Origin of the sequence: Rhodococcus sp. 24CO (assembly GCF_050586165.1) — a bacterium.
In the GTDB taxonomy this organism is placed as follows: Bacteria; Actinomycetota; Actinomycetes; order Mycobacteriales; family Mycobacteriaceae; genus Rhodococcus_F.
The window spans coordinates 34,592-56,539 of the sequence record NZ_JAZFNF010000003.1; the positions used below are offsets into that span (position 1 = coordinate 34,592).

A 21,948-nucleotide genomic window follows, 5' to 3' on the forward strand; every position below is an offset into this window, starting at 1 on the left:
GGTAGCGGGAACTACCAGAACGGCGCACGGGGCCGAAGGTCTAGTGAGCAGGCAGGAGGGAAGTTTCCTGCGGCACTCCGTCCTCCGCGCCGAGCTGAACGATCCGCTTCGGAAGGAACACAGCTGCGATCGCACCGAGAGCGGCAGCGACAGCACCGATCAGGAACGCGATTCGCATTCCCTCGTCGGTGTAGAACACCGCACCTTCCATGGCCATCGCGATATGCGAGTTCAAAACCGTGAAGGCGATGACGGGAAGCACCGCGGGGAAGATGCTTTGGAAGACCGCGACCATGCTTGCCGTGGAGGCCTGCAACTGCGGCGGTACCGCTTCGATGAGCAGGTTCGGGATGGAGGCGTAGCCCATACCCATACCGACGCCGAAGATTCCGGCAAAGATGATGAGCAGCGGCTTGTTGTCGTGGATGGTCGCTGTCAAGGTGAATCCGACCGCCATGAGGGTCATGCCGATGATCATCAGCAGACGAGGTCGGATGTTACGGCCCACGAGGAAGCCGACGATCAAGCCACCGACCACCACCATGCCGCCCAGCGGTGCCTGGAAGATCGCGAATCCTTCTGCCGTGACACCGAATCCGTATCCCAACCCGAGAACTGCCGGGGTCATCACCATCATCGGTAGCAGAATCGTGAATACGCCCGAAGCGCCGTAGCAGAACCCTGCGCCGACGGCGGTCAGCATCACCGAACGCTTTCCGAAGTAGCGCAGGTCGATCAGCGGCTCACGGATGGCGCGGGCAGAGGCAACCCACGCGATCAGTAGCGCGACGCCGCCGATCAGATAGGCCAGAGTCGAACCACTCTTCCAGCCCCAGGTCGGACCGAAGCTGACGCCGACCAGAATTCCTGCAATACCCGATCCGAGGAGCGCCGCGCCGATCAGATCGACCGACGAGCGTAGTCGCACAGCAGATTCCGCCGTCGAAGCGAAGATCATGCCGCCAAGAATTATCAAACCGATGAAAAAGAACCAGAAGATGCTCCGGAAACCGTGGTTGTCGATCAACCAACCCGTGAGGAACGGCGCGGGAATAGCGATGAGACCCATACCGGACGTTGCGATACTGACAGCCAGCGCAACGGTTTTCGGCGGAAACACATCTCGGATGAGGGAGTAGCTCAGGAAGAGGCAGGGAACGAGCAGACCTGTCAGTGACCGGCCCAGAATCAGGACGGCGTAGCTCGGCGCTATCGCCGAGATGAAGGATCCGACGGCCGCACCTGCAACCGCCAGGAGCAGGATCTTTCGCTTGCCGTACATGTCTGCAAGCTTGCCGAGAAGTGGGGACGCGACCGCACCCAGAAGCAGGAACGACGTGAGCAGCCAGGCTCCCTGCGTCGTTTGATAGTGCACCGAGATTGCAGGCAGCGCAGTGGAAATCATCATGTAGCTCACCGCGAGCATTTCGAGAAGCAGAACTATCGACGCCAGCGAGAACACCAGTCGCGGAGTCCACCGCTCCGGTATCGATGTCGGTTCGGGCACACCGGGAGACGAACCGGACCTGTGGACTTCAGACGCCATGGCTGGAGATTCCTTTCGAGGACACCTGCGAATTCGATTGACCCCCTGACGAATACCGACGACCGGGGCCTTGCTGGGAAGTGCAGTGGAACGACAGCTACCGATCTCGGCAACGTGTTATGTGCATCACAGTCCTCGAGTCGAACGCGCGCTATGGCATGTTCCGCGGAGCGGGACAATCGGGACAATGACTGACAAGCAGCTTCACCCGCGAGCCGAGCAGAGGCCGGATTGTGAGCCAAGGCAACGATTTTCAGCTCAAACTAAAACGCACGGTCGGGTTCCTACCATTCACCGGTTCGGGTTGGCGATGTCGAGAGGGAAGGGGTCGCCGCCGACGGCTGAATACCGACCAACCAGTACTTGCAGAGCCGCGAGACAAAAAAGTGCGCCCTTCTGGTAGTGGGAACTACCAAAAGGGCGCACGGGGCCGAAGGCCCTACAGAACGATGTTCACCATCTTGCCGGGCACGACGATCACCTTGCGGGGTGCATTGCCCTCGAGCAGGGCAACGATCTTCTCGTCGGCCAGCGCGATCTCCTCGACGGCCTTGCGATCGGCGTCGGCCGGGACGCTGATGCGGCTACGCACCTTGCCGTTGACCTGGATCGGGTACTCGACGGTGTCCTCGACGAGCCACTTCTCCTCGACGGCCGGGAAGGGGCCGTGCGCAAGGGATTCCGTGTGACCCAGGCGTGACCACAGCTCTTCTGCGAGGTGCGGGGCCAGCGGAGCGAGCATCAGCACCAGCGGTTCGACGGCGGAGCGCGGAGCGCCCCCGGGGAAGGCCTTGGTGAGGTGGTTGTTGTACTCGATCAGCTTTGCGGCCGCCGTGTTGTCGCGCAGCGCGGTGTAATCCTCGCTGACACCGGCGATCGCCTTGTTGAGGGCACGCAACGTCTCTTCACCCGGGGCCTCGTCGGTGACGCGGGGCTTGCCGGACTCTTCGTCGATGACAACACGCCACACGCGCTGCAGGAAGCGCGAAGCACCGACGACGTCCTTGGTCGCCCAGGGACGCGAGGTGTCCAGCGGACCCATCGACATCTCGTAGACACGGAGAGTGTCTGCACCGAATTCTGCGCAAATCTCGTCCGGTGCAACGGCATTCTTCAGGCTCTTGCCCATCTTGCCGTATTCACGGTTGACCTCGGCGCCGTCGTAGAAGTACTTGCCGTCACGCTCGACGACCTCTTCGGCGGGCACGTAGACGCCGCGGGCATCCGTGTACGCAAAGGCCTGGATGTATCCCTGGTTGTAGAGGCGACGGTACGGCTCGCTCGAGGACACATAGCCCAGGTCGAAGAGCACCTTGTGCCAGAACCGCGAGTACAGCAGGTGCAGCACTGCGTGCTCGACGCCACCGACGTACAGGTCGACTCCACCGGGATCGTTGGGGCCGTGCAGTTCCGGACGCGGACCCGTCCAGTAGGCCTCGTTCTGCGGATCGCAGAACGTGTCCTGGTTGGTGGGGTCGATGTAGCGCAGCTGGTACCACGAGCTACCGGCCCACTGCGGCATGACGTTGGTGTCGCGGTGGTAGGTCTGCAGGCCGTCACCGAGGTCGAGTTCGACGTTGACCCAGTCGGTTGCCTTGTTCAGCGGGGGAGAGGGCTCGGAGTTGGCGTCGTCCGGATCGAAGGACACGGGTGCGTAGTCCTCGACCTCCGGAAGAACCACGGGCAGAGCCGAATCCGGCAGAGCGTGCGCGTTTCCGGCAGCGTCGTACACGATCGGGAAAGGCTCGCCCCAGTAACGCTGACGCGCGAAGAGCCAGTCGCGCAGCTTGTACTGGATGGTGCCCTTGCCGTGGCCGGATTCCTCGAGCTTGCTGATGACGGTGGCCTTGGCCTCCGCCACATCCAGGCCGTCGAGGTAGTCGGAGTTCACCAGAGCGCCGTCACCGGAGTAGGCGGCCTCCGAAACATCGCCGCCGGCAATAACTTCGACAATATCGAGACCGAAAGCGTTGGCGAACTCCCAGTCGCGGTGATCGTGTCCCGGAACAGCCATGATCGCGCCGGTACCGTATCCGGTCAGCACGTAGTCGGCGATGAAGACCGGAACCTTGTGGCCGTTGACGGGGTTGATCGCGTAGGAACCGAGGAAGACGCCGGTCTTCTCCTTGTTTTCCTGACGCTCGAGATCCGTCTTCGCGGCGATCGACTTACGGTAGGCCGCAACAGCTTCCGCGGGAGTAGTCGCGCCACCGGTCCAGCGTGCGTCGACGCCTTCGGGCCATTCGTCGGCAACAAGCTTGTCGACCAGATCGTGCTCGGGAGCCAGCGTCACGTAGGTGGCACCGAACAGCGTGTCAGGACGCGTCGTGAACACATCAACGCCGTATTCGCCTGCCGCGAAGGTAACTTCGGCACCATAGGAGCGGCCGATCCAGTTGCGCTGCATGGCCTTGACCTTGTCGGGCCAATCCAGGTACTCGAGATCGTCGACCAGGCGGTCGGAGTACGCGGTAATGCGCATCATCCACTGCTGGAGGTGCTTGCGGAAGACGGGGAAGTTGCCACGATCGCTACGACCGTCGGCCGTGACCTCTTCGTTGGCCAGCACGGTACCCAGACCGGGGCACCAGTTCACCATCGAATCGGACTGGTAGACAAGGCGGTACGAGTCCACAACCTTGGCCTTCTCGGCCACCGTCAGCGAAGCCCAGTCGCGGCCGTCTTCGACAGTGCGCTCACCGGAATCGAACTCGGCTTCCAGCTCGGAAATACGACGCGCCTTGCCGGCCGCCTTGTCGTACCACGCGCCGTGGATCTGCAGGAAGATCCACTGCGTCCAGTGGTAGAAGTCGACGTCCGTCGTCGCGAGGCTACGACGCTCGTCGTGGCCCAGGCCCAGGCGTCGGAGCTGGCGCTTCATGTTGGCGATGTTCGCCTCGGTGGTCGTGCGCGGGTGAGTGCCCGTCTGCACGGCGTACTGCTCGGCCGGCAGACCGAAGGCGTCGTAGCCGAGGGTGTGCAGGACGTTGCGGCCGTGCATGCGATGGAAGCGCGCAAAGACGTCGGTGGCGATGTAGCCGAGCGGGTGGCCGACGTGCAGACCCGAACCCGAGGGGTACGGGAACATGTCCTGAACGAACAGCTTGTCGGCGGGCACGCCGTCGGGGGAGGACAGCGGACCGACCGGATTGGGCGCGTTGAACGTGCCCTCCTCGCTCCAGCGGTCCTGCCAGCGCTGCTCGATCTGGCCGGCAAGCTCCGCGGTGTAGCGGTGCTGCGGGGTGGCGTCGACTGGTGAATCGGGGGACTGCGGAGACTCGGTCACTGTGGTCGCTATCTACTTGGCTGCCGTTGAATACCGTTAACCAGGGTAGAGCCTGCGCCACCCGGGCATACCATCAACTCCACTCGCGCCTATCCTGTATGGGTGATCGTTGTTGCTGTAGTGCTGTTCGTGCTCGCTCTTGCCGTTGGTGGAGTCGCTGTTGCCGGACTGATCGGCAAGCTTCCGCGTAACCGCTGGGCGGGTATCCGTACCCCGGATACGTTGCGAAGCGAAGAATCGTTTGCGCTCGCCAACAAGGTGGCCGGCCCGACGATGGCCGCTGCGGCAGGCCTCCTCGTTCTCGGCGGCATCGCCGCACTGACGATGAGCACCGCCATGGGTCTCGGCATCGCCCTCGTCGCCGTGGTGGGCGCAGTGTTCACCGCTGGTTTCGGCGGCAGCATCGGTGCCCGCGCGGCCGCAGCCCTGCCCGAGCAGAGCGGTTGCGGTAACGACTGCAACTGCGGACACACCGAAGAACCCGCAGCGGAAACCCCCGAAGCCAAGGCAAATGCCGCCGACTGCGGCACCGGTTCCTGCGGTGCCTGCTCGCTCAAGGATGCTTGCCAGCCGACTCATTGATTCACGTGAAACATCGTGTAATTGATCCCGCCGGAGCATTCTTCGGTCTCGTGATTCCCGTGTTGTGCGCGCTCGGCGGCGTTGCACTGACAAAAATATGGGAACCCCGCCTCCCCGAGAAAATCGCTACGCACTGGTCCATGACGTCGGCCGACGGCTTTGCGGCACCCATCACCAGTGCGTGGACGTTTGCTCTGCTGACCATTCTGTTCGGCGGCGGACTCTCGGCAATCGCAGCTCTCGCACCCGCGATGCTCATGATGCGTCGATTCATGATCGTGGTCGGCCTGATCGTGGTGGGGCTCATCACCGGTGGTCAGTTCGCATCGCTGCACGCTCAACTCGATGTGGCCGACCCGTCGTCCGTTCCCGCACCCATCGGAGCCCTCGCGGCCGGAGCGCTCGGAGGATGCGTCGTCGGCCTGCTCGGAGCGTCGTTGCTACGCGACTATCGCCCACGCACTGCGGCGACCGAAGCTCCTAACCGCGCTCTGCCCCGAAGCGACGCCTCACTACCCATCACCGACGACGTCGGGTTCTCCACCCAGGGTTCCGTGATCTTCGGACTGATCATGGCGACGCCCGGAATCATCCTCGGCCTGATCAGCTCCACCTGGTTCTTGGCGCTGTTCCTCGTGCTTGCAGTGTTCTGCGTGACCCTCGTTCGCTTCCGCGTTGTTGTCGACGCCACCGAGATCAAGGTGTTCAACATGGGCATGCCTGCCATGACCTACGGCGTCGACGAGGTTGTCGGTGCCAAGGTCGCGGAGATCAAGCCATTTGCGGATTTCGGCGGCTGGGGACTCAAGAGCAAAGGGCGTCGCAACTACGGCATCGTCACACGCACCGGCCCCGCAGTCGTCATCACTTTTGCGGGCGGCGACAAGCTCACCATCACCACCCCGAAAGCCGACGACATCGCCGGCGCATTGAACAGCCTCGCCGACGCCCGGATCGGTTAATCGATCGCGCTCGACCCGATCGCTTCCTTCGTCTTCTCGAGATAGCCACACGCGGCACTGCGGGCTCGGTTGACGTCTCGATCCTCGATGGCTGCCGCGACACCGCGGTGATGCAGCGACGTCAGTGACGGCGGGTGCACACCTTCCGTCACGTCGTAGGTAGCGCGGACCGTTTCGAGGATGCCGGCAAACAGGTCCTTCAGAACAGGATTGTGTGCGGCCTCCACTACCGCGATGTGGAAGCCGAGATCGACCTCGACAAAATCGGCCCCGGCGTGATCTCGTTTCTCCGCCAGCTCACGCAGGATCCGGACGTCCTCGTCCGTGCGCCGCTCGCACGCCAATCGAACCGCCTCGACTTCGAGCGCCCGACGCACCTCGAAGACGTACGTCATCTCCTCGACGCCGGCGTGCCGGCCCAGCAGACCGCCGATATCCGTCCGCGCCCGGACAAAAGTGCCCGATCCCCGCCTGATCTCGAGCACACCCGTAGATGTCAGGGTCTTGATTGCCTCACGGACAGTGTTCCGCCCGACGCCCAGGACGCTCATCAGCTCCGGCTCCGTCGGGATGCGATTGCCAACGGTCCACGAACCATCCGCGATCTGCGCACGCATCCACTCGAGGGATTGTTCGTACGCCGATTCCTTGCGAACCACAGTCATCTGCCCATCCTCACAGCATTTGCGCCATTCGCGCCATTCGTTCCGCTCCCTTACGATACGTAGGACGACCCATGTATTTGAGGAGGGGCTTCCCACGTCCACGACAGCACTCACCGCGCAAAGCGCCGCCCGCCGGACCAATCGACACTTCTACGGTGTCGGCTACGTCCTCACCGTGATCCTGCTCGGCGCGAACATGCCCACCTCCGTCTACGGGCTCTACCGCAGCGAGTTCGGATTCACGCCCACGATCCAAACGCTCATCTACGGCGTCTACGTCGCCGGGTTGGTGCCGGCCCTGCTGTTCTTCGGCCCACTCTCCGACTTCCTCGGCCGACGCGCCGTGCTCCTGATGTCGCTGGCTCTGAGCGTCGTCGGAACGCTTGTCCTCGCTTTTGCCGACGCCACCGTCTGGCTGTTTCTCGGTCGGATCGCACAAGGAATTGCGGTGGGCGCGGTCAGCGCGGCCGGCAGTGCGGCGCTCGTGGAACAGGAACCGACGTTCGATCACCGTCGTGCAGCCCTCGTCTCCACCGTGACGGGCGCACTCGGCGGCGCACTGGGGCCACTCGTCTCCGGCGCAATCGCGCAGTACCTGCCCCAACCACTGCGCCTGCCGTACCTGATTTTCCTTGTCGCGTTTGTTCCCGCCCTGATCGTTCTGTTGCTGCTGCCGCGCGGCACAAGAACCGCTCGCCCGAAGAGCCTGTTCCAGATTCCCCGCGTTCCCACGGTAATCCAGCGGACGTTCTGGCTCAGTTCACTGGCGGTCGCGCTCTCCTGGGGAGCCGTTGGTCTTTTCCAATCCGTCGTCCCGTCCTGGATGACCAGCTTGCTCGGGATCAACAATCTTCTGCTTGCCGGCGGCGCTGCCGCACTGGTGATGATCTGCTCCGTGATCGCTCAACTCGGCGGCAGCCGGATGGACCCTCGTGCGTCCACGATCGTCGGCCTCGGAATTCTGGCGCTCGGGATGATCGGACTACTTGTCGTCGACATCGTTCCGAGCCTCGCACTGCTGAGTGTTGTCACCATTGTGGTCGGCGCCGGGCACGGATTGGTTTTTGCCGGCGGCATGAAACGAGTCAACGCCGCGGCGCGAGCACACGCCCGCGAAAGCCACGGCGCCATCCTCGCTGCGTTCTTCACGGTCAGTTATGCAGGTTTGGCGATACCGTCCATTCTCGCGGGCATCGCCATCACCGTCCAAGGGATGCAGACCGCGATCATCGAACTCTCGATCATCGGATCACTCTTGTGCCTGGTCGTGATGACCTTCAACGCCCGCGCCGCACGTCGTTATCCTTAGCCAGGTGAAGTTTCTCAGCAGGTTCTACATCGACGGGTTCATCCTCGGCATCATCATCGCCGCCGTGCTCGGAAGTGTGTTCCCGGTATCGGGCACCGCTGAGACAGTGCTCGACTGGGCCACCAAGATCGCCATCGGCTTCCTGTTCCTGCTCTACGGCGCCCGCCTCTCGCCGCAGGAAGCCTGGAAGGGCGTCAAACACTGGCGGCTGCACAGCGTCGTCTTGGCGTCGACGTTTATCCTGTTCCCGCTGATCGGCCTGGCATTGCGATTCCTGTCGCCGACGCTGATCAGCGACGAGCTGTACACCGGCATCCTGTACATGTGCCTGGTTCCGTCGACGGTTCAGTCGTCGATCGCCTTCACGTCAATTGCCAAGGGAAACGTTGCTGGCGCGATAGTCAGTGCGTCGTTCTCCAACCTGATCGGCGTCTTCATCACACCGCTCCTGGTGGTGCTGCTGATGAACACCACCGGCGAGGCAACCGTCGATTTCTCGTCGATCCTCGACATCGTCGTGCAGTTGCTGATCCCGTTCATCATCGGCCAGCTGATCCGGCCACTGGTGATCGGCTGGCTTCAAAAGTACGCAGAGCCAACAAAGTACGTCGACCGCGGATCCATACTTCTTGTTGTCTTTGCGGCGTTCAGTGAGAGCATGAAGGAAGGCATCTGGAGCACTATCACGATCTGGCAGATCCTGATCCTGACGGTGGTCTGCTGCGTGATCCTCGCGGTAGTGCTTGCTGTGACAACCTTCGCGGGGCGCAGGCTTGGGTTCGATCTACCCGATCAGATCGTCATCATCTTCTGCGGATCGAAGAAATCCTTGGCGACGGGTCTACCGATGGCGGCTGTCCTGTTCGCGGGTCAACCCGTCGGCCTGATCGTGTTGCCGCTGATGATCTTCCATCAAATCCAGCTGATCGTGTGTGCCGCGCTGGCGCAACGCTTCGCGAACCGGGATCCGATCAGAGTTGGCTAGATCAGTTCCGCTCGACCTCGATGGGATGCGTAGCCAGCATGGCCAGCGGCAAGGGTTGGCGTCGTAGCACCCGCGCCCATACATCGATCCGCGACGGTGTCACAACATCCGACGGCAGGGAGGCAGTCACCATCCAGTCGTCGCGCTCGAGTTCCGAATCAAGCTGACCCACAGTCCAACCCGAATACCCGGCAAAGATACGAATTCCCTCGACCAGCGGAGCAATCACGTTGGGATCGGAATCCAGATCCACCATCACGACCTTGCCGTCGACGCGCCGCAAACCGGCGACACCGTCGATGATTGCCCCGTTGCGCGCAGTGCCGAGACACAGCGCGGAATCGCGTTTCACCGGCCCGCCGACGTACAGGGCAGACGGATTGGCGGCCAGCGGCGCCCACTGCGGAAGGACGTTCTGCACGGTAGTCTCACTCGGCCGATTGATCACGACGCCAAGACTTCCCGCGTCGTTGTGTTCGATCATGTAGATGACGGTGCGGCGGAACGCAGGTTCAACGAGGTCGGTAGACGACACCAACAAGCTGCCTGGCCCAACCTCGGGTTCGATCCAGGCCATACGGTCTTCGGGTTCTTCTGCGTGCGACACACCTACATCATCTCACTCCAAGCCCGCCATTCCCGCGAGCAAGGCGAGGTGCCGCTCGAAAAGCTCGGCCGGTTCGGTGAAGGTGTCCGATCCATACTGCCCGAACACCTCGAAGTTCACAGAACCGAACAGCGACACCCACACCAAGGTTCCGCGGGTGATTGCGGCGGGCAGCAATTCGACGCCCATCTCCGCACGCACACGTTCGAGATCCGACCTCAAAGGTTCACCGACTGCTGCGTCGGGGAACGACGTGAGAGCACCCGCCCGATACGCGCTGTCGACTATCGCGATCAACCTGGTGACCACCCGCGTGCCCGGCCCAGTGGTTTGCTCGCCGGGGGCGCGGTAGCCGGGCACCGGACTGCCGAACAGTAATCCGTACCTGGCGGGTTCGCGTATCGCCCAAACCCGCACCGCACGGCCCAACGCCAGAAACTGCTCCCGATAGTCATCTGCCGCAACAGCATTCATCGCAGCATCCACTTCGGCGCCCAGCTCCGTGTAAGCATCCACGACAAGAAGGGTGAGCAGTTCGTCGCGGCTTGCCACATACCGGTAGACCGCCGAGGATACGACGCCCAGATCTCGCGCCACCGCGCGTAGCGACAGAGCCGCAGCCCCGACCGCCGCCAGATGTTCGCGGCCGATCCGGGTGATGTCCTGCAAGGTCTGTTCACGCGCGCGTTCGCGGGGGGTACCGGCCATGGGAACAGCTTGCCTCAATTCCGAGAGCAGAGCCAACAAACGAGAGCAGTGTCAATAAAAGAGAGCAGTGCTCTTGACATTGCAATCATCGAAGCGCATCCTAGAAATCGAGAGCAGTGCTCTCGCACCCATGAATCTAGGTAGGAGTCATCATGTCGAACCTCGAAATCGTCACCGGCGCAGGACCTGTCGGATCCACCGTGGCGCTTCAACTCGCCGAGCAGGGGATCAACGTCCGCCTCCTGACCAGATCCGGAAGCGGACCGCAGCACCCACGGATCGAGCGTCGGCGCGTCGATGTGTCGGATCGAGACGCACTGCGTACTGCCGCCGAGGGCGCCACCGCGATCTACCACTGCATTCATGCCGCCTACAACGCCGCGGACTGGGAACGTGAACTCCCCGCAGCAGAAAAAGTCGTCCTCGACGTCGCGGCCTCGCTGAATGCCGTTGTGGTGTTCCCCGAAAGCCTCTACGCCTACAACTCCGACACCGTGATGACGGAATCCGACCCCCGCAACGTCAGCGGCGGTAAGCGCGGAGTGCGCGCGGCGCTACTGCGTGCCCGCGAAGCCTCTGCCACACCCACCGTCAGCGTGGTGGCGTCGGACTTCTTCGGCCCGTACGTGCGCACCGCTCACGCCGGCGAACGCATGGTTCCGAAAGTGATGGCAGGAAAGAAGATTCGGGTAATCGGATCGGCAGATCAGCCGCACTCCTTCACCTACGTTCCCGATCTCGCGGCAGCCATGATCGCCGCGGCACACAACCCGCAGCTGTGGAACTCCGTCCTGCACGCGCCCACCGCACCCGCGCTCACCCAACGCACCATTGCCGAGGCGTTTGCCGACGCCGCAGGAGCCCCAGCCGCCAAGGTGGGCGTACTCCCGGCCTGGGTTCTCGACACCCTCGGCAAGGTGCACACCGATACCCGCGAACTGGCAGAAATGAACTACCAGTTCACCAAGCCTTTCGTGATGGATTCGACTGCCAGCGAGACCCTCCTCGGACTCGCGCCGACCCCGCTCGATCAGGCCGCACGCGAAACCGTCGGCTGGTGGCGAGCAGAACAGGCCGGCGTCGCTGCAGCCTGACGAGCACGCACCTTTCCGATGAATGGGATTTGCGTTCCCACACGCTGCACGAGCTCCCTAGTGTCCACGTCACACCGAGCGAAGCACTAGAGAGGTACTTATGCCCACGCTTCTACGAACAACCACTCTGCCCATCGAACCGGACCAGATCTGGTCTGTGATCAAAGGATTCGACGAACTCGCATCCTGGCACCCGCGTGTTCCACCCTCCGAAATGGAAGAAAACGCAGACCCGACCACGCCAGGTGCCGTACGCCGATTCATGGTCGACGGCAACGTCGTGGCACGTGAAAAGTTGATCGAGCATGACAACAGCGGCCGAACCTACAGCTACGAGTTACTCGACCAACCACTTCCGGTCAAGAATTACATTGCCCGCATCGAAGTAGTGCCCACGCCTGACGGGTGTGAAGTTCGATGGACCGCCACCTACGACGGCGGCGACGAGATCATCCCCGTCGTGGAGAACGCCTTCGGCGACAATGTGTACCTGGTTGGCCTCGATGCGCTGCGGGAGCGGTTCGCCGACCGATAGTCCGATTCCCGCTAGAGTTTCACTACATGACCCCAGCCTCGAACCGCCGCGAGGCTTGGTCCCGGACGCTCCACACCGTGCGCGAGTCCCCGGGCCTCGGACGGTTGGCCCTCGTCCGCTTCTCGAGCCAGTTCGGCGACGGGCTGTTCCAAGCCGCGCTGGGCGGCGCAATCCTGTTCAACCCGGAACGCGAGACGGATCCGGTGGCGATTGCGGCGGGGTTTGCCGTACTGCTACTGCCCTATTCGATTATCGGTCCGTTCGCGGGTGCGCTACTCGATCGCCTCGACCGGCGCCTCGTCCTGCTGTGGGCAAGTGTTCTGCGTGGGCTGTTGATCCTGACGACCGCTGTTCTGCTCGCCACCGGGGGAGGGGACACGCCGCTGCTGTTGTGCGCGTTGGCGGCGATCGGGGTCAGCCGATTTGTTGGCGCCGGTGTCTCTGCTGCACTACCGAAAGTGGTACGGCAATCCTGGTTGGTGGCTACCAATTCCGTTCTCACAACCGCAGGTTCGGTGGTGTCGGCTCTGGGCGCAACCGCGGCGGTGAGCATTATCGGGATTGTGGGTGCCGGTGATCGGGCGTCCGCAATCGCCGTTGCGTGCGCTGCTGTCGGATCGGCCGTCGCAGCTGTGGCGGCAGCACGGTTCACCGCCAGGTCCCTTGGCCCCACCACCTCCGAAAGAGTCGACACGGGTGCTCTGCATTCCGTTCTGACTGGTCTGAAAACCGGAGCCACCGCCGTCTGGCAGGCTCCCGGCGTCACCACCACGATGATCGGAATCGGCGCGCACAGAATCTGTTTCGGCATCAACACTCTGATCATGGTGTTGGTGCTTCGGGACACGACGAACGGCTCAGCGCTCCCTGGCGGAATGGCGGGATTCGGTGTTGCCGTGGGCGCTACGGCCATCGGCATGCTGATCGCCGCACTGATCACACCGTTCGTAATCCCGCGGCTCGGTCGCCCGCGAACCGTCACCTACGCACTGACGGCCGCGGTGATCATCCAACTCGTTTTTGTCACCACACTGACGCAAGGATCACTCCTGATCGCCGCATTCCTACTCGGTATTGCCGGTCAGACCGTGAAACTGGCCGGCGACGCCGCGATGCAGATCGACATCGACGACAACCGGCGTGGCCAGGTTTTCTCCTTGCAGGACACCGTGTTCAACGTCGCGTTCATCGGTGCGATCGCCGCCGCGTCGACAGTGATCGCACCCGACGGAAAGAGCGTCGGCTTGGCCCTTGCCGGTGCGGGCGTCTACGCCGCCGGATTGTCCGCGGTGTTGGTCAACCGCACAAAGCGAGAAGGCTAGGACTGCTGAGCAGCCCACCACTTCAACAGCTCAGCCTCGGCCTCGTCCCGGTCGAGGGGACCACGATCGAGACGCAACTCCTTGAGGAAGGACCACGCCTTGCCCACCTGTGGACCGGCGGGAATGTTCAACAGTTCCATGATGGCGTTGCCGTCGAGGTCCGGTCGTACCCGTGCGAGGTCTTCCTGCTCGGCGATGCGGGCGATCCGCTCTTCGATGTCGTCGTAGGTGGCCTGCAACTGCGCGGCCCGACGCTTGTTGCGGGTGGTGCAGTCGGCGCGCACCAACTTGTGCAACCGGGGGAGTAGTTCACCGGCATCGGTGACGTACCGCCGCACGGCAGAGTCCGTCCACTGTCCCTTGCCGTAACCGTGAAAACGCAAGTGCAGGAACACGAGCTGCGAGATGTCGTCCACCATCTGCTTGGAGAACTTGAGCGCACGCAAACGCTTGCGCACCAGCTTGGCACCGACAACCTCATGGTGATGGAAACTGACGCCGCCGCCGGGCTCGTTACGCTTGGTGTCCGGCTTGCCGATGTCGTGAAGCAGTGCAGCCCAACGTAATACGAGGTCGGGGTCACCATCTTCGAGGTCGATGGCCTGCTGCAGCACCGTCAGCGAGTGCTGGTAGACGTCCTTGTGCTGGTGATGTTCGTCGATCTCGAGCTTCATCTGCGGAATCTCGGGCAGCACGTAATCCGCCAAACCGGAATCGACCATGACGTTGATGCCGTCCAACGGGTACATGCCGAGCATCAGCTTGTTGAGCTCGGTCTGCACGCGTTCGGCCGTGATCCGCTCGATCTGCGAAGCCATGTCCTTGATGGCGTCGAAAACGCGATTGTTCAACGTGAAACCAAGCTGCGATACGAACCGCGCGGCGCGCAGCATCCGCAGCGGATCGTCGTTGAACGAGTTCTCGGGAGCCGACGGCGTATCGAGTTCCCCGGCGAGCAGAGCGTCCATGCCGTTCAGCGGATCGACAAACGTGAACGAACCGTCGGCGCCGATCGCCATGGCCATCGCGTTGACCGTGAAATCGCGTCGCACCAGATCGTCGGCAAGGTTCTCGCCGTACTGGACTACCGGATTACGCGACACACGATCGTAGGCATCGGCCCGGAACGTCGTGATCTCGATCTCCTGGCCGTCCTTGATGGCGCTGATCGTGCCGAAGTCGATCCCGGTATCCCACTGCTTGTCGACCCAGCCCTTGAGCAGAGCCTGCACCTTCTCGGGGCGCGCGTCCGTCGTGAAATCGAGATCACCGCTGAACCGGCCAAGGATTGTGTCGCGCACGCTGCCACCCACCAGGTACAGCTCGTGGCTGGCCGCTGCGAAGCGCTCACCCAGTGGGGTCAACACATCGGAGAGCGTGCGCAATGTGTCGGAAGCGTCGGCAAGGAGCCGTGCACGGCGATCGGCATCGGAGGTAGGGGCAGTCACGTCGATTGAGCTTACTTAAGGTGCGCAAATAGCAGAACGCGCATATCAACGCGAGCACCCGGTTTGCGCGGGTTACCGGCCAACCAGGCGATGCCAACTAGTATCGATGGGGTGTCAGGTGCCGAACGAACGAACAGGAGCCGCCGCAACTCGCGGCGTCGTCCTGCCGTCGGCAATCCTGAACGATCCCCGATGCGCACGGTCCGCGAAACTTCAGCAGGCGGATTGGTCGTCGACGGCTGGGGCGGCCCGCCGGAACGCCTGTGTGCTGCACTGATCGGACGAACCGACCGCCGTGGTCGTCTGTTGTGGTCACTGCCCAAGGGACACATCGAGCAGGGCGAGACCGCCGAGCAGACGGCGATGCGTGAGGTCGAGGAAGAAACGGGCATTCAGGGAACCGTCCTCGCGCCACTCGGCAGCATCGACTACTGGTTTGTCACCGAGGGCCGACGCGTCCATAAAACGGTGCACCACTATCTCCTGAGATTCCTCGGCGGCGAACTGTCCGACGAAGACGTCGAGGTCACAGAAGTGGCCTGGGTACCGCTCGCGGAACTGCACTCACGCCTCGCGTACGCCGACGAGCGCAAACTGGCCGAACTTGCCGCACAGATGATCGCCGAGATGCCCCACTCCCCCTTGCTTCCGAAGGAACCGGACGCAGGATGAAGATGGCTCTACGGCGAGCGGGCATCGCCGCTCTGGTGATGGCCGCTGTCGGTGTGACGGGATCGCTCGGGGCCGGCCCGGCACACGCCCTCCCCACCTCGCACGACAAACACGTTCAGGCGCCGCGCACCAGCACCGACGGCAAGTTCCTCGAGCTGTCCATCGAATCCACGACACCGACCACCGTCACGACAACCAGCACTCCCACCGTCGTGGTGAAGGGCACGGTCAAGAACGTCGGCGACCGCCCCGTCGAAGACGTCGGAGTCCGGTTGCAACGAGCGCCGGCCATCGACAACGCCGCCGACGTACGCGATGCCCTCGAATTCGACCAAGCCATCTTCGACACGGTCGGCGAGTTCGACACCGTAGCCACCAGCCTCGAGCGGGGCGAGTCCAGACCTTTCACCCTCTCGCTGCCACTGCGCAGCACTACCGGAACCTCACTCGAGATCTCCGAGCCCGGCGTCTACCCGATGCTTGTCAACGTCAACGGCACCCCCGAATACGGTGGCGCAGCACGGCTCGACGACGCGCGCTTCCTCCTCCCGGTTCTGGGCGTTCCCAGTGCGACCAGCGCAAGAACGTCAAGCACTTCGGCCACAGCCGTCGTCGCACCCGACACGTCCAATCCCGTCGGCGTGACGATGATGTGGCCGCTCGCTACCGCTCCCAGCCTGGTTGGCGGAATCCCCGGATCCGTCAACGACCCCGTTCGACTGATCAACGACAACCTCGCCACCGAACTCTCGGACGGTGGACGCCTCGACGCGCTTGTCGACGCCGTCGAAAACGCCACGAAACCCGAGAGCGACGCCGACAACAAGGTGCGGGATTCACTGTGCCTCGCCATCGACCCCGACCTCGTGATCACGGTCGACAACATGACCCGCGGTTACCTGGTCGTCGACAACGCGGCAGACCCCACCGGTCCCGCCCACGACGGTCGCGGACAGGATGCGGCGTCCAATTGGTTGTCGCGAATCAAGACGTTGGCAGCATCGATGTGCACAACGTCTGTTCCGTTTGCGCAGGCAGATCTCGCGGCAGTCGGTACCGTCGCCCATCCCGAACTGACGGCGACGGCCATCGACCGGCCGGCCGACATCGTCGACACCATCCTCGGCGTGACTTCGCTCCGCAATTTCGTGTGGCCGGATTCCGGAGTCCTCGATTCCGTCACCGTCGACACTCTGAGCACCAGGCCGACAACAACCCTCGTCGCGGCCTCGTCCGTAGATTCGAGCGAGGCACAACTGTCCTCCCGCATCACCGACACCGTCGACGCACTTGCATTCGACACGGCGGCAGCCGCAGCTTTTGCCGCGACCGGATCCAACCCGTCGACGCCGTCGTACATCGACGAAGACACCGCGCCGCAACTCGAGACGGAATCGCGGGTTGCCCGACGCCAGGACGCGCTCGGTGCCATGGCGTGGTCCGCGTTGACTCCCACCGCCGTGCCGCGCAATCAGATTCTGGCGCCGCCGCAGCTGTGGAGCGCCGACGCGGGGGACGCCGGCGCGATGCTGTCGATGCTCGCCACGCTCATCCGCTCCGGCCTGGCAACACCACAGTCCCTTCCCGCGCTGCTCGGGACACAGCCCGGCGCCACGGACACGGCAACTCTCGAATATCCGGAGCGGGCAACTCAGGACGGTCCGCAAACAGCGGTCATCGACACAGCACAGGCTCAACTGCCCCGAATCGATGCGCTCGAACTCTCACTCGTCGACGACCCGCAGGTTCTGCTCACTCCGCGCTCCTTCACCGCCCCGCTGCGTGAGGATCTGCTGCGCGCGATGAGCTCGGCCAATCGGCGCGATACCGATATCTTGTCCGTCCGGAACGCCGAACGTGCTGCGAGCATTCGCGCGAGCAACGTGACCAACAGCGTCAACGGGCTCTATCAAGCCGTCAGTGTCGTATCGCCGGGCGGCGTGTACACACTGGCGTCCGGGCAAAGCCCGCTGCTCCTCGTGGCCCGCAACGAACTGCCGATCGCCATCAACGTCAACCTGCGGGTGGACGCTCCGCCGGAGATGAAGATCAGTGACATCGGTCCCAAACAATTACCGCCGCGCGGTAGCCGACAATTGACTGTGCCAGCGGAAATGAACGATTCCCGCAAGGTGGTCGTGAGCTTCTCGCTCACCACCACCGACGGGTTCCAATTGGGCAGCCCGACCAGCGTGACCGTACGGTCGAATGCATACGGTCGTCCGTTGGCCGCTGTGACAGCCACAGCAGGAGGATTGTTGTTGTTCTTGGCCGGACGACGGCTGTGGCATCGATATCGGGGTCAGCCCGACCCAGCTGATGAAGGGTACAAACGTTCATGACCGGGAATCCGCCTGAGGGCAAACGGTCCGCGATCACGCGCCGGAACACCGCAACCGCGTCACATCCGCGCATGCCACCGTGGGAACGCGGGTACCCGATCCAGCCGGTCAACCCGGACGCACGTTTCGACGATTCACCCACCATGACCATTCCGGTCATCCGCGACTACCCGCGGTACCGGGAAGCGGAAATGGAGTTGGCGAACCGTCCCGTCTCCGAGTCCGGTGACGTCGACCCCGACTCGCATGTTCTGCCAGGAGACCGCAAGGAATCCAACTCCCGCCTTCTCGCTGCTACGGGTTCCATCGCCATCGCGACGCTCACGAGCCGCATCACGGGATTCGCGAAGCAGCTCATGATCCTGATGGTCCTCGGTCCGGCCATCGCCAGTTCGTTCACCGTCGCCAGCCAGATCCCGAACATGATCGCCGAACTGGTTCTCGGCGCAGTTCTGACCGCGATCGTCGTGCCGGTCCTTGTCCGCGCAGAACGCGAAGACAAGGACAAGGGCGAAGCCTTCATCCGACGCCTCTTCACAGCGTCCCTTGTCCTTCTCGGCATGGCCGCGCTACTCGCGACCCTCGCGGCACCAGTGCTCACCAAATACGTCTTCCTGTCCGAAGACGGCAAGGTCAGCACCGACCTGACGACAGCCCTCTCCTATCTGTTGCTGCCGGCGATCCTGTTCTACGGACTGTCTGCGCTGTTCACGGCGTTCCTCAACACCCGTCAAGTCTTCAAACCCGGAGCCTGGGCGCCGGTCCTCAACAACATGGTCGTCCTCGTGGTGCTCGTGATCTATCGCCTGACTCCGGGTGAGATCTCGCTGAATCCGGTCTCGATGGGCGACGCAAAACTGCTCACCCTCGGCATCGGCATCACCGTCGGCGTCATCGTGCAGGCTGCGAGCCTCATTCCCGCGCTACGACGCGAGAACATCTCCCTCAAGCCGTTGTGGGGCCTCGACGACCGCCTGCGTCAGTTCGGCGGCATGGCCGTCGCAATCGTGTTGTACGTCCTGATCAGCCAGATCGGCATGATCTTCGCGACGCGTATCTCCTCACACGCCGACGAAGCCGGCCCCGCGATCTACAGCCAGGCCTGGCTGTTGCTGCAATTGCCGTACGGCGTCCTCGGTGTGACGGTTCTGACCGCGATCATGCCGCGCCTGAGCCGCAATGCCGCAGCCGACGACACCCCGGCCGTCGTCGACGATCTGTCCGTCGCGACGCGTCTGACCATGATCACGCTCGTCCCGATCATCATGTTCCTGACGTTCATGGGTCCCCAGGTCGGTGAAGCGCTCTACGGTTACGGCCGCTTCGGCCCCGAACAGGCCGAGCGCCTCGGTACGGCTGTCAGCTGGTCGGCCTTCACTCTCATCCCGTACGCCTTGGTGCTGATCCAACTCCGCGTCTTCTACGCCCGCGAACAAGCGTGGACACCGACGTGGATCGTTCTCGGAATCACCGCCGTGAAGATCGCGTTCTCTGCTCTGGTTCCACTGGTTGCATCCGATACCGATCAGGTCGTGATCCTGCTCGGTGCGGCCAACGGACTCGGCTACATCACCGGCGCGATTATCGGCGGGTACCTCCTGCACCGCAGCCTCGGAAACCTTCAGATGGCCAACGTCGGCAAGACCGTATGGTCCGTCCTAGTGGCCTCCCTGGCCGGTTCACTGACAATGATTGCCGTCGACCGGGTGCTCGGATTCCACAAACTCACCGAGAACCTGGGCGGTCCCGGATCCTTCATTCGCGTAGCTGTCGGCGGCATTCTCATGCTCGCCATCACCTTCACGATCCTGTACTTCAAGAGGATCCCCGAAGTGCGCTCGGTAACGGTTGCGGTCTCCCGCAAGATTCGTTCTGTGTTGGGTCGCCCCGAACCGGCCTCGAAGTCGGCCACCGGCGATTCGGCACAGCGCGACGACGATGCTGTAACCGAGCTGATCCCCGCCGTGCGAGCGGAACCGAACCAGCACGAACGACCAGGTGCGCTGCCGTACCCTGGTCCTGGAACCACAAGGTCGCAACCCGCACAGACACGGGGATGGGCAACCGAAAGTGAAGGAGCGAGGGTGAGCGACGACAAGGTCTCCGACGACAAAAATGCCGGAACTTCTGCCGTGAAAGAGTCCGCGTCGGCTGGGGCAGCGCCTACGGGTGCGCCGCGAGCAGAGGCTCCCCGGAAGCAAACATCACAGCAGGCGCCGCAGACACAGGCGATCAAGTCCGAGCCGCCCAAGGTGGTTCCGAACAAGGCTGCGCCGAACAAGGCCGTACCTCCCAACCCTGTGCCCGCCGCCGGCTCTGCCAAGACGCCGCCCGCTGGACCCACCTCCACTCCCCGGCAAGCCCCCCGCGGACCGAAGCTCATTCCGGGCGCCTCCGTCGCCGGGGGTCGCTACCGTCTGCTTGCCCCGCACGGTGGAACTCGTGGACTGCAGTTCTGGGAAGCACTCGACGTCAAACTCGATCGCGAAGTAGCCCTGACGTTTGTCGACGCGGAACAGCGCGGCGACGACAACGCCCAGTCCGGTCCGCAAGCCGTGCTCTCCCGCACCTTGCGCCTCGGTCGAATCAACTCGCCGGGCCTCGCCCGGGTCCTCGACGTCGTCCGCGGCAGCTCGGGCGGCATCGTCGTCGCAGAGTGGACGCCTGGCCGATCACTGCGTGAGATGGCCGAGACGACGCCGTCGCCCATCGGCGCCGCACGCGCGATCCGCAGTCTCGCGGCCGCTGCCGAGGCAGCCCACCGCTCGGGTGGCGCGCTGTCCATCGATCACCCGGATCGGGTGCGCATCAGCATCAACGGCGACGCCGTACTCGCGTTCCCCGCAACGCTCGCCGACGCCGATTCCACCAGCGACGTTCGTGGTCTCGGCGCCATGCTCTACGCCCTCATCACGGCTCGGTGGCCGCTGGCAAAGCCGTCAGCCGGACCCGTCGGCGGGTTGCTCCCGGCCGGCCGCGACGCTTCCGGAAATCCCGTCGAGGTGCGAGGAATCCGTCCCGAGGTGCCGTTCGACATCTCGGCCGTTGCCACGCGCGCACTGCAAGCAGAGAGCGGAATCCGCACTGCCGCAACGGTGCAACACATTCTCGATCAGGCGTCCGTCGTCAACGACAAGACGGAACTGATTCCCGCCCTGCGCCTCGGACATCGGGACCCCGGCAACTCCGGACATGCTCTGACAGATCCCGAGGCCATCGAAGCCGAGAAGAAGAAGTCGACGCGCATGCTTGCCGCGTTGACTGCACTGGGCGTCTTCACGGTCATCGTTCTGATCCTGCTCGGCGTGTGGGTTGCCAGCTTCCTCTCCGGCAGCAGTTCCAACACTCCCTTGAGTGAACAGAGCTTCGGCTTGACCTCGGAAGCTGCTGCGCCCGAGGAAACTTCGGCGCCCGCCGCCCCGCAGGTTGCCACGGCCCCTGTCGGCGCGTCGGCTGTCGCGGTGTTCTCGCCGCAGGGCACCCCGGATCAGCCGGCTACGGCCAAGAACGCCATCGACGGGAACCCCGCTACGGAGTGGTCTACGGACTCGTACTTCCAGCCCTTCCCGGCGCTGAAGAACGGCGTCGGCCTGATGGTCACGCTGGACGACGCCGCGACTCTGAAAAACGTTGCCATCACGTCCGATTCGCCGGGTAGCGTCGTGGAAATCCGTTCTGCCCCTTCTGCCGGAACAACTCTCGATCAAACGAAGCAAATCGGGACAGGGACATTGAAGAACGGTGTCACGGATATTCCGGTCACCACCGACAGCCCGAGTCAGTACGTTCTCATCTGGATTACCGAACTCAGCACGCAATCCGGACAAAACCAAACATCCATCTCGGACATAACGTTCAACGCCGCTCGGTAGCCCTTCCCTGACC

General features: G+C 63.2%; 16 protein-coding genes. 10 read left to right on the plus strand and 6 right to left on the minus strand.

Features of this window, described 5'->3' with window-relative positions; genetic code table 11:
* Nucleotides 1-40 precede the first annotated feature (40 nt).
* Both V2B23_RS07440 and leuS read right to left on the minus strand, forming a co-directional pair.
* Nucleotides 41-1,546 (minus strand): MFS transporter, encoded by a 1,506-nt coding sequence (locus V2B23_RS07440; RefSeq protein WP_430949780.1) that lies wholly within the window; start codon nt 1,544-1,546, stop codon nt 41-43.
* Between the two features lie 439 nt (nt 1,547-1,985).
* A complete protein-coding gene (gene leuS / locus V2B23_RS07445; protein WP_430949781.1) occupies nt 1,986-4,832 on the minus strand; it encodes a leucine--tRNA ligase in 2,847 nt (948 codons plus the stop codon).
* Between the two features lie 102 nt (nt 4,833-4,934).
* On the opposite strand from leuS, the gene V2B23_RS07450 reads away from it, so the two are divergent.
* Nucleotides 4,935-5,414 (plus strand): SdpI family protein, encoded by a 480-nt coding sequence (locus V2B23_RS07450; protein ID WP_430949782.1) that lies wholly within the window; start codon nt 4,935-4,937, stop codon nt 5,412-5,414.
* Between the two features lie 5 nt (nt 5,415-5,419).
* Nucleotides 5,420-6,376 carry a DUF1648 domain-containing protein gene (locus tag V2B23_RS07455; RefSeq protein ID WP_430949783.1) on the plus strand — a complete coding sequence of 319 codons (957 nt, stop codon included), beginning with the start codon at nt 5,420-5,422 and terminating at the stop codon, nt 6,374-6,376.
* On the opposite strand, the gene V2B23_RS07460 is transcribed toward V2B23_RS07455, so the two are convergent.
* The gene (locus tag V2B23_RS07460; protein WP_430949784.1) at nt 6,373-7,041 is read right to left on the minus strand and encodes a FadR/GntR family transcriptional regulator; all 669 of its coding nucleotides are present in this window, start codon (nt 7,039-7,041) and stop codon (nt 6,373-6,375) included. The genes V2B23_RS07455 and V2B23_RS07460 overlap by 4 nt on opposite strands.
* Before the next feature lie 55 nt (nt 7,042-7,096).
* Here V2B23_RS07460 and V2B23_RS07465 point away from each other — a divergent pair, with 55 nt between their 5' ends.
* Together V2B23_RS07465 and V2B23_RS07470 are read left to right on the plus strand one after the other, a co-directional pair.
* Nucleotides 7,097-8,350 (plus strand): MFS transporter, encoded by a 1,254-nt coding sequence (locus V2B23_RS07465; protein WP_430950201.1) that lies wholly within the window; start codon nt 7,097-7,099, stop codon nt 8,348-8,350.
* Between the two features lie 4 nt (nt 8,351-8,354).
* The gene (locus tag V2B23_RS07470; protein ID WP_430949785.1) at nt 8,355-9,335 is read left to right on the plus strand and encodes a bile acid:sodium symporter family protein; all 981 of its coding nucleotides are present in this window, start codon (nt 8,355-8,357) and stop codon (nt 9,333-9,335) included.
* A gap of 1 nt (nt 9,336) precedes the next feature.
* On the opposite strand, the gene V2B23_RS07475 is transcribed toward V2B23_RS07470, so the two are convergent.
* The gene (locus V2B23_RS07475; RefSeq protein WP_033235282.1) at nt 9,337-9,942 is read right to left on the minus strand and encodes a YqgE/AlgH family protein; all 606 of its coding nucleotides are present in this window, start codon (nt 9,940-9,942) and stop codon (nt 9,337-9,339) included.
* A gap of 12 nt (nt 9,943-9,954) precedes the next feature.
* Nucleotides 9,955-10,650, minus strand: coding sequence for a TetR/AcrR family transcriptional regulator (locus tag V2B23_RS07480; RefSeq protein WP_430949786.1), 696 nt, complete (start codon nt 10,648-10,650; stop codon nt 9,955-9,957).
* 152 nt (nt 10,651-10,802) lie between these two features.
* Between V2B23_RS07480 and V2B23_RS07485 the strand changes: the two genes are divergently transcribed.
* The 3 genes from V2B23_RS07485 (at nt 10,803) to V2B23_RS07495 (ending at nt 13,601) form a co-directional block, all read left to right on the plus strand.
* Entirely contained in the window at nt 10,803-11,744 is a 942-nt protein-coding gene (locus V2B23_RS07485) for an NAD-dependent epimerase/dehydratase family protein (RefSeq protein ID WP_430949787.1), read from the plus strand.
* A 100-nt stretch (nt 11,745-11,844) separates the two neighbouring features.
* Nucleotides 11,845-12,279 (plus strand): SRPBCC family protein, encoded by a 435-nt coding sequence (locus V2B23_RS07490; protein ID WP_430949788.1) that lies wholly within the window; start codon nt 11,845-11,847, stop codon nt 12,277-12,279.
* A 26-nt stretch (nt 12,280-12,305) separates the two neighbouring features.
* On the plus strand, nt 12,306-13,601 hold the full coding sequence (locus V2B23_RS07495; RefSeq protein WP_430949789.1) for an MFS transporter: 1,296 nt from the start codon (nt 12,306-12,308) through the stop codon (nt 13,599-13,601).
* On the opposite strand, the gene V2B23_RS07500 is transcribed toward V2B23_RS07495, so the two are convergent.
* Nucleotides 13,598-15,049 carry a CCA tRNA nucleotidyltransferase gene (locus tag V2B23_RS07500; protein WP_430949790.1) on the minus strand — a complete coding sequence of 484 codons (1,452 nt, stop codon included), beginning with the start codon at nt 15,047-15,049 and terminating at the stop codon, nt 13,598-13,600. The genes V2B23_RS07495 and V2B23_RS07500 overlap by 4 nt on opposite strands.
* Nucleotides 15,050-15,241: 192 nt before the next feature.
* On the opposite strand from V2B23_RS07500, the gene V2B23_RS07505 reads away from it, so the two are divergent.
* The 3 genes from V2B23_RS07505 to V2B23_RS07515 are packed head-to-tail and all read left to right on the plus strand — an operon-like array spanning nt 15,242 to nt 21,935.
* Complete coding sequence (locus V2B23_RS07505; protein ID WP_430949791.1) at nt 15,242-15,721, plus strand: NUDIX hydrolase; 480 nt, start codon at nt 15,242-15,244, stop codon at nt 15,719-15,721.
* A gap of 2 nt (nt 15,722-15,723) precedes the next feature.
* On the plus strand, nt 15,724-18,063 hold the full coding sequence (locus tag V2B23_RS07510; RefSeq protein ID WP_430950202.1) for a DUF6049 family protein: 2,340 nt from the start codon (nt 15,724-15,726) through the stop codon (nt 18,061-18,063).
* Nucleotides 18,060-21,935: a lipid II flippase MurJ gene (locus V2B23_RS07515; RefSeq protein ID WP_430949792.1), complete on the plus strand. Its 3,876-nt coding sequence runs from the start codon at nt 18,060-18,062 to the stop codon at nt 21,933-21,935. Before V2B23_RS07510 ends, V2B23_RS07515 begins: the two co-directional genes overlap by 4 nt.
* The last annotated feature ends 13 nt before the right edge of the window (nt 21,936-21,948 follow it).

Bases quoted from the DNA above. Each gene is read 5' to 3' on its own strand.
- V2B23_RS07440 (WP_430949780.1), bottom strand. From the start codon at position 1,546: ATGGCGTCTGAAGTCCACAGGTCCGGTTCGTCTCCCGGTGTGCCCGAA.
- V2B23_RS07460 (WP_430949784.1), bottom strand. From the start codon at position 7,041: ATGACTGTGGTTCGCAAGGAATCGGCGTACGAACAATCCCTCGAGTGG.
- V2B23_RS07480 (WP_430949786.1), bottom strand. From the start codon at position 10,650: ATGGCCGGTACCCCCCGCGAACGCGCGCGTGAACAGACCTTGCAGGAC.
- V2B23_RS07485 (WP_430949787.1), top strand. From the start codon at position 10,803: ATGTCGAACCTCGAAATCGTCACCGGCGCAGGACCTGTCGGATCCACC.
- V2B23_RS07490 (WP_430949788.1), top strand. From the start codon at position 11,845: ATGCCCACGCTTCTACGAACAACCACTCTGCCCATCGAACCGGACCAG.
- V2B23_RS07495 (WP_430949789.1), top strand. From the start codon at position 12,306: ATGACCCCAGCCTCGAACCGCCGCGAGGCTTGGTCCCGGACGCTCCAC.
- V2B23_RS07505 (WP_430949791.1), top strand. From the start codon at position 15,242: ATGCGCACGGTCCGCGAAACTTCAGCAGGCGGATTGGTCGTCGACGGC.
- V2B23_RS07510 (WP_430950202.1), top strand. From the start codon at position 15,724: ATGGCTCTACGGCGAGCGGGCATCGCCGCTCTGGTGATGGCCGCTGTC.
- V2B23_RS07515 (WP_430949792.1), top strand. From the start codon at position 18,060: ATGACCGGGAATCCGCCTGAGGGCAAACGGTCCGCGATCACGCGCCGG.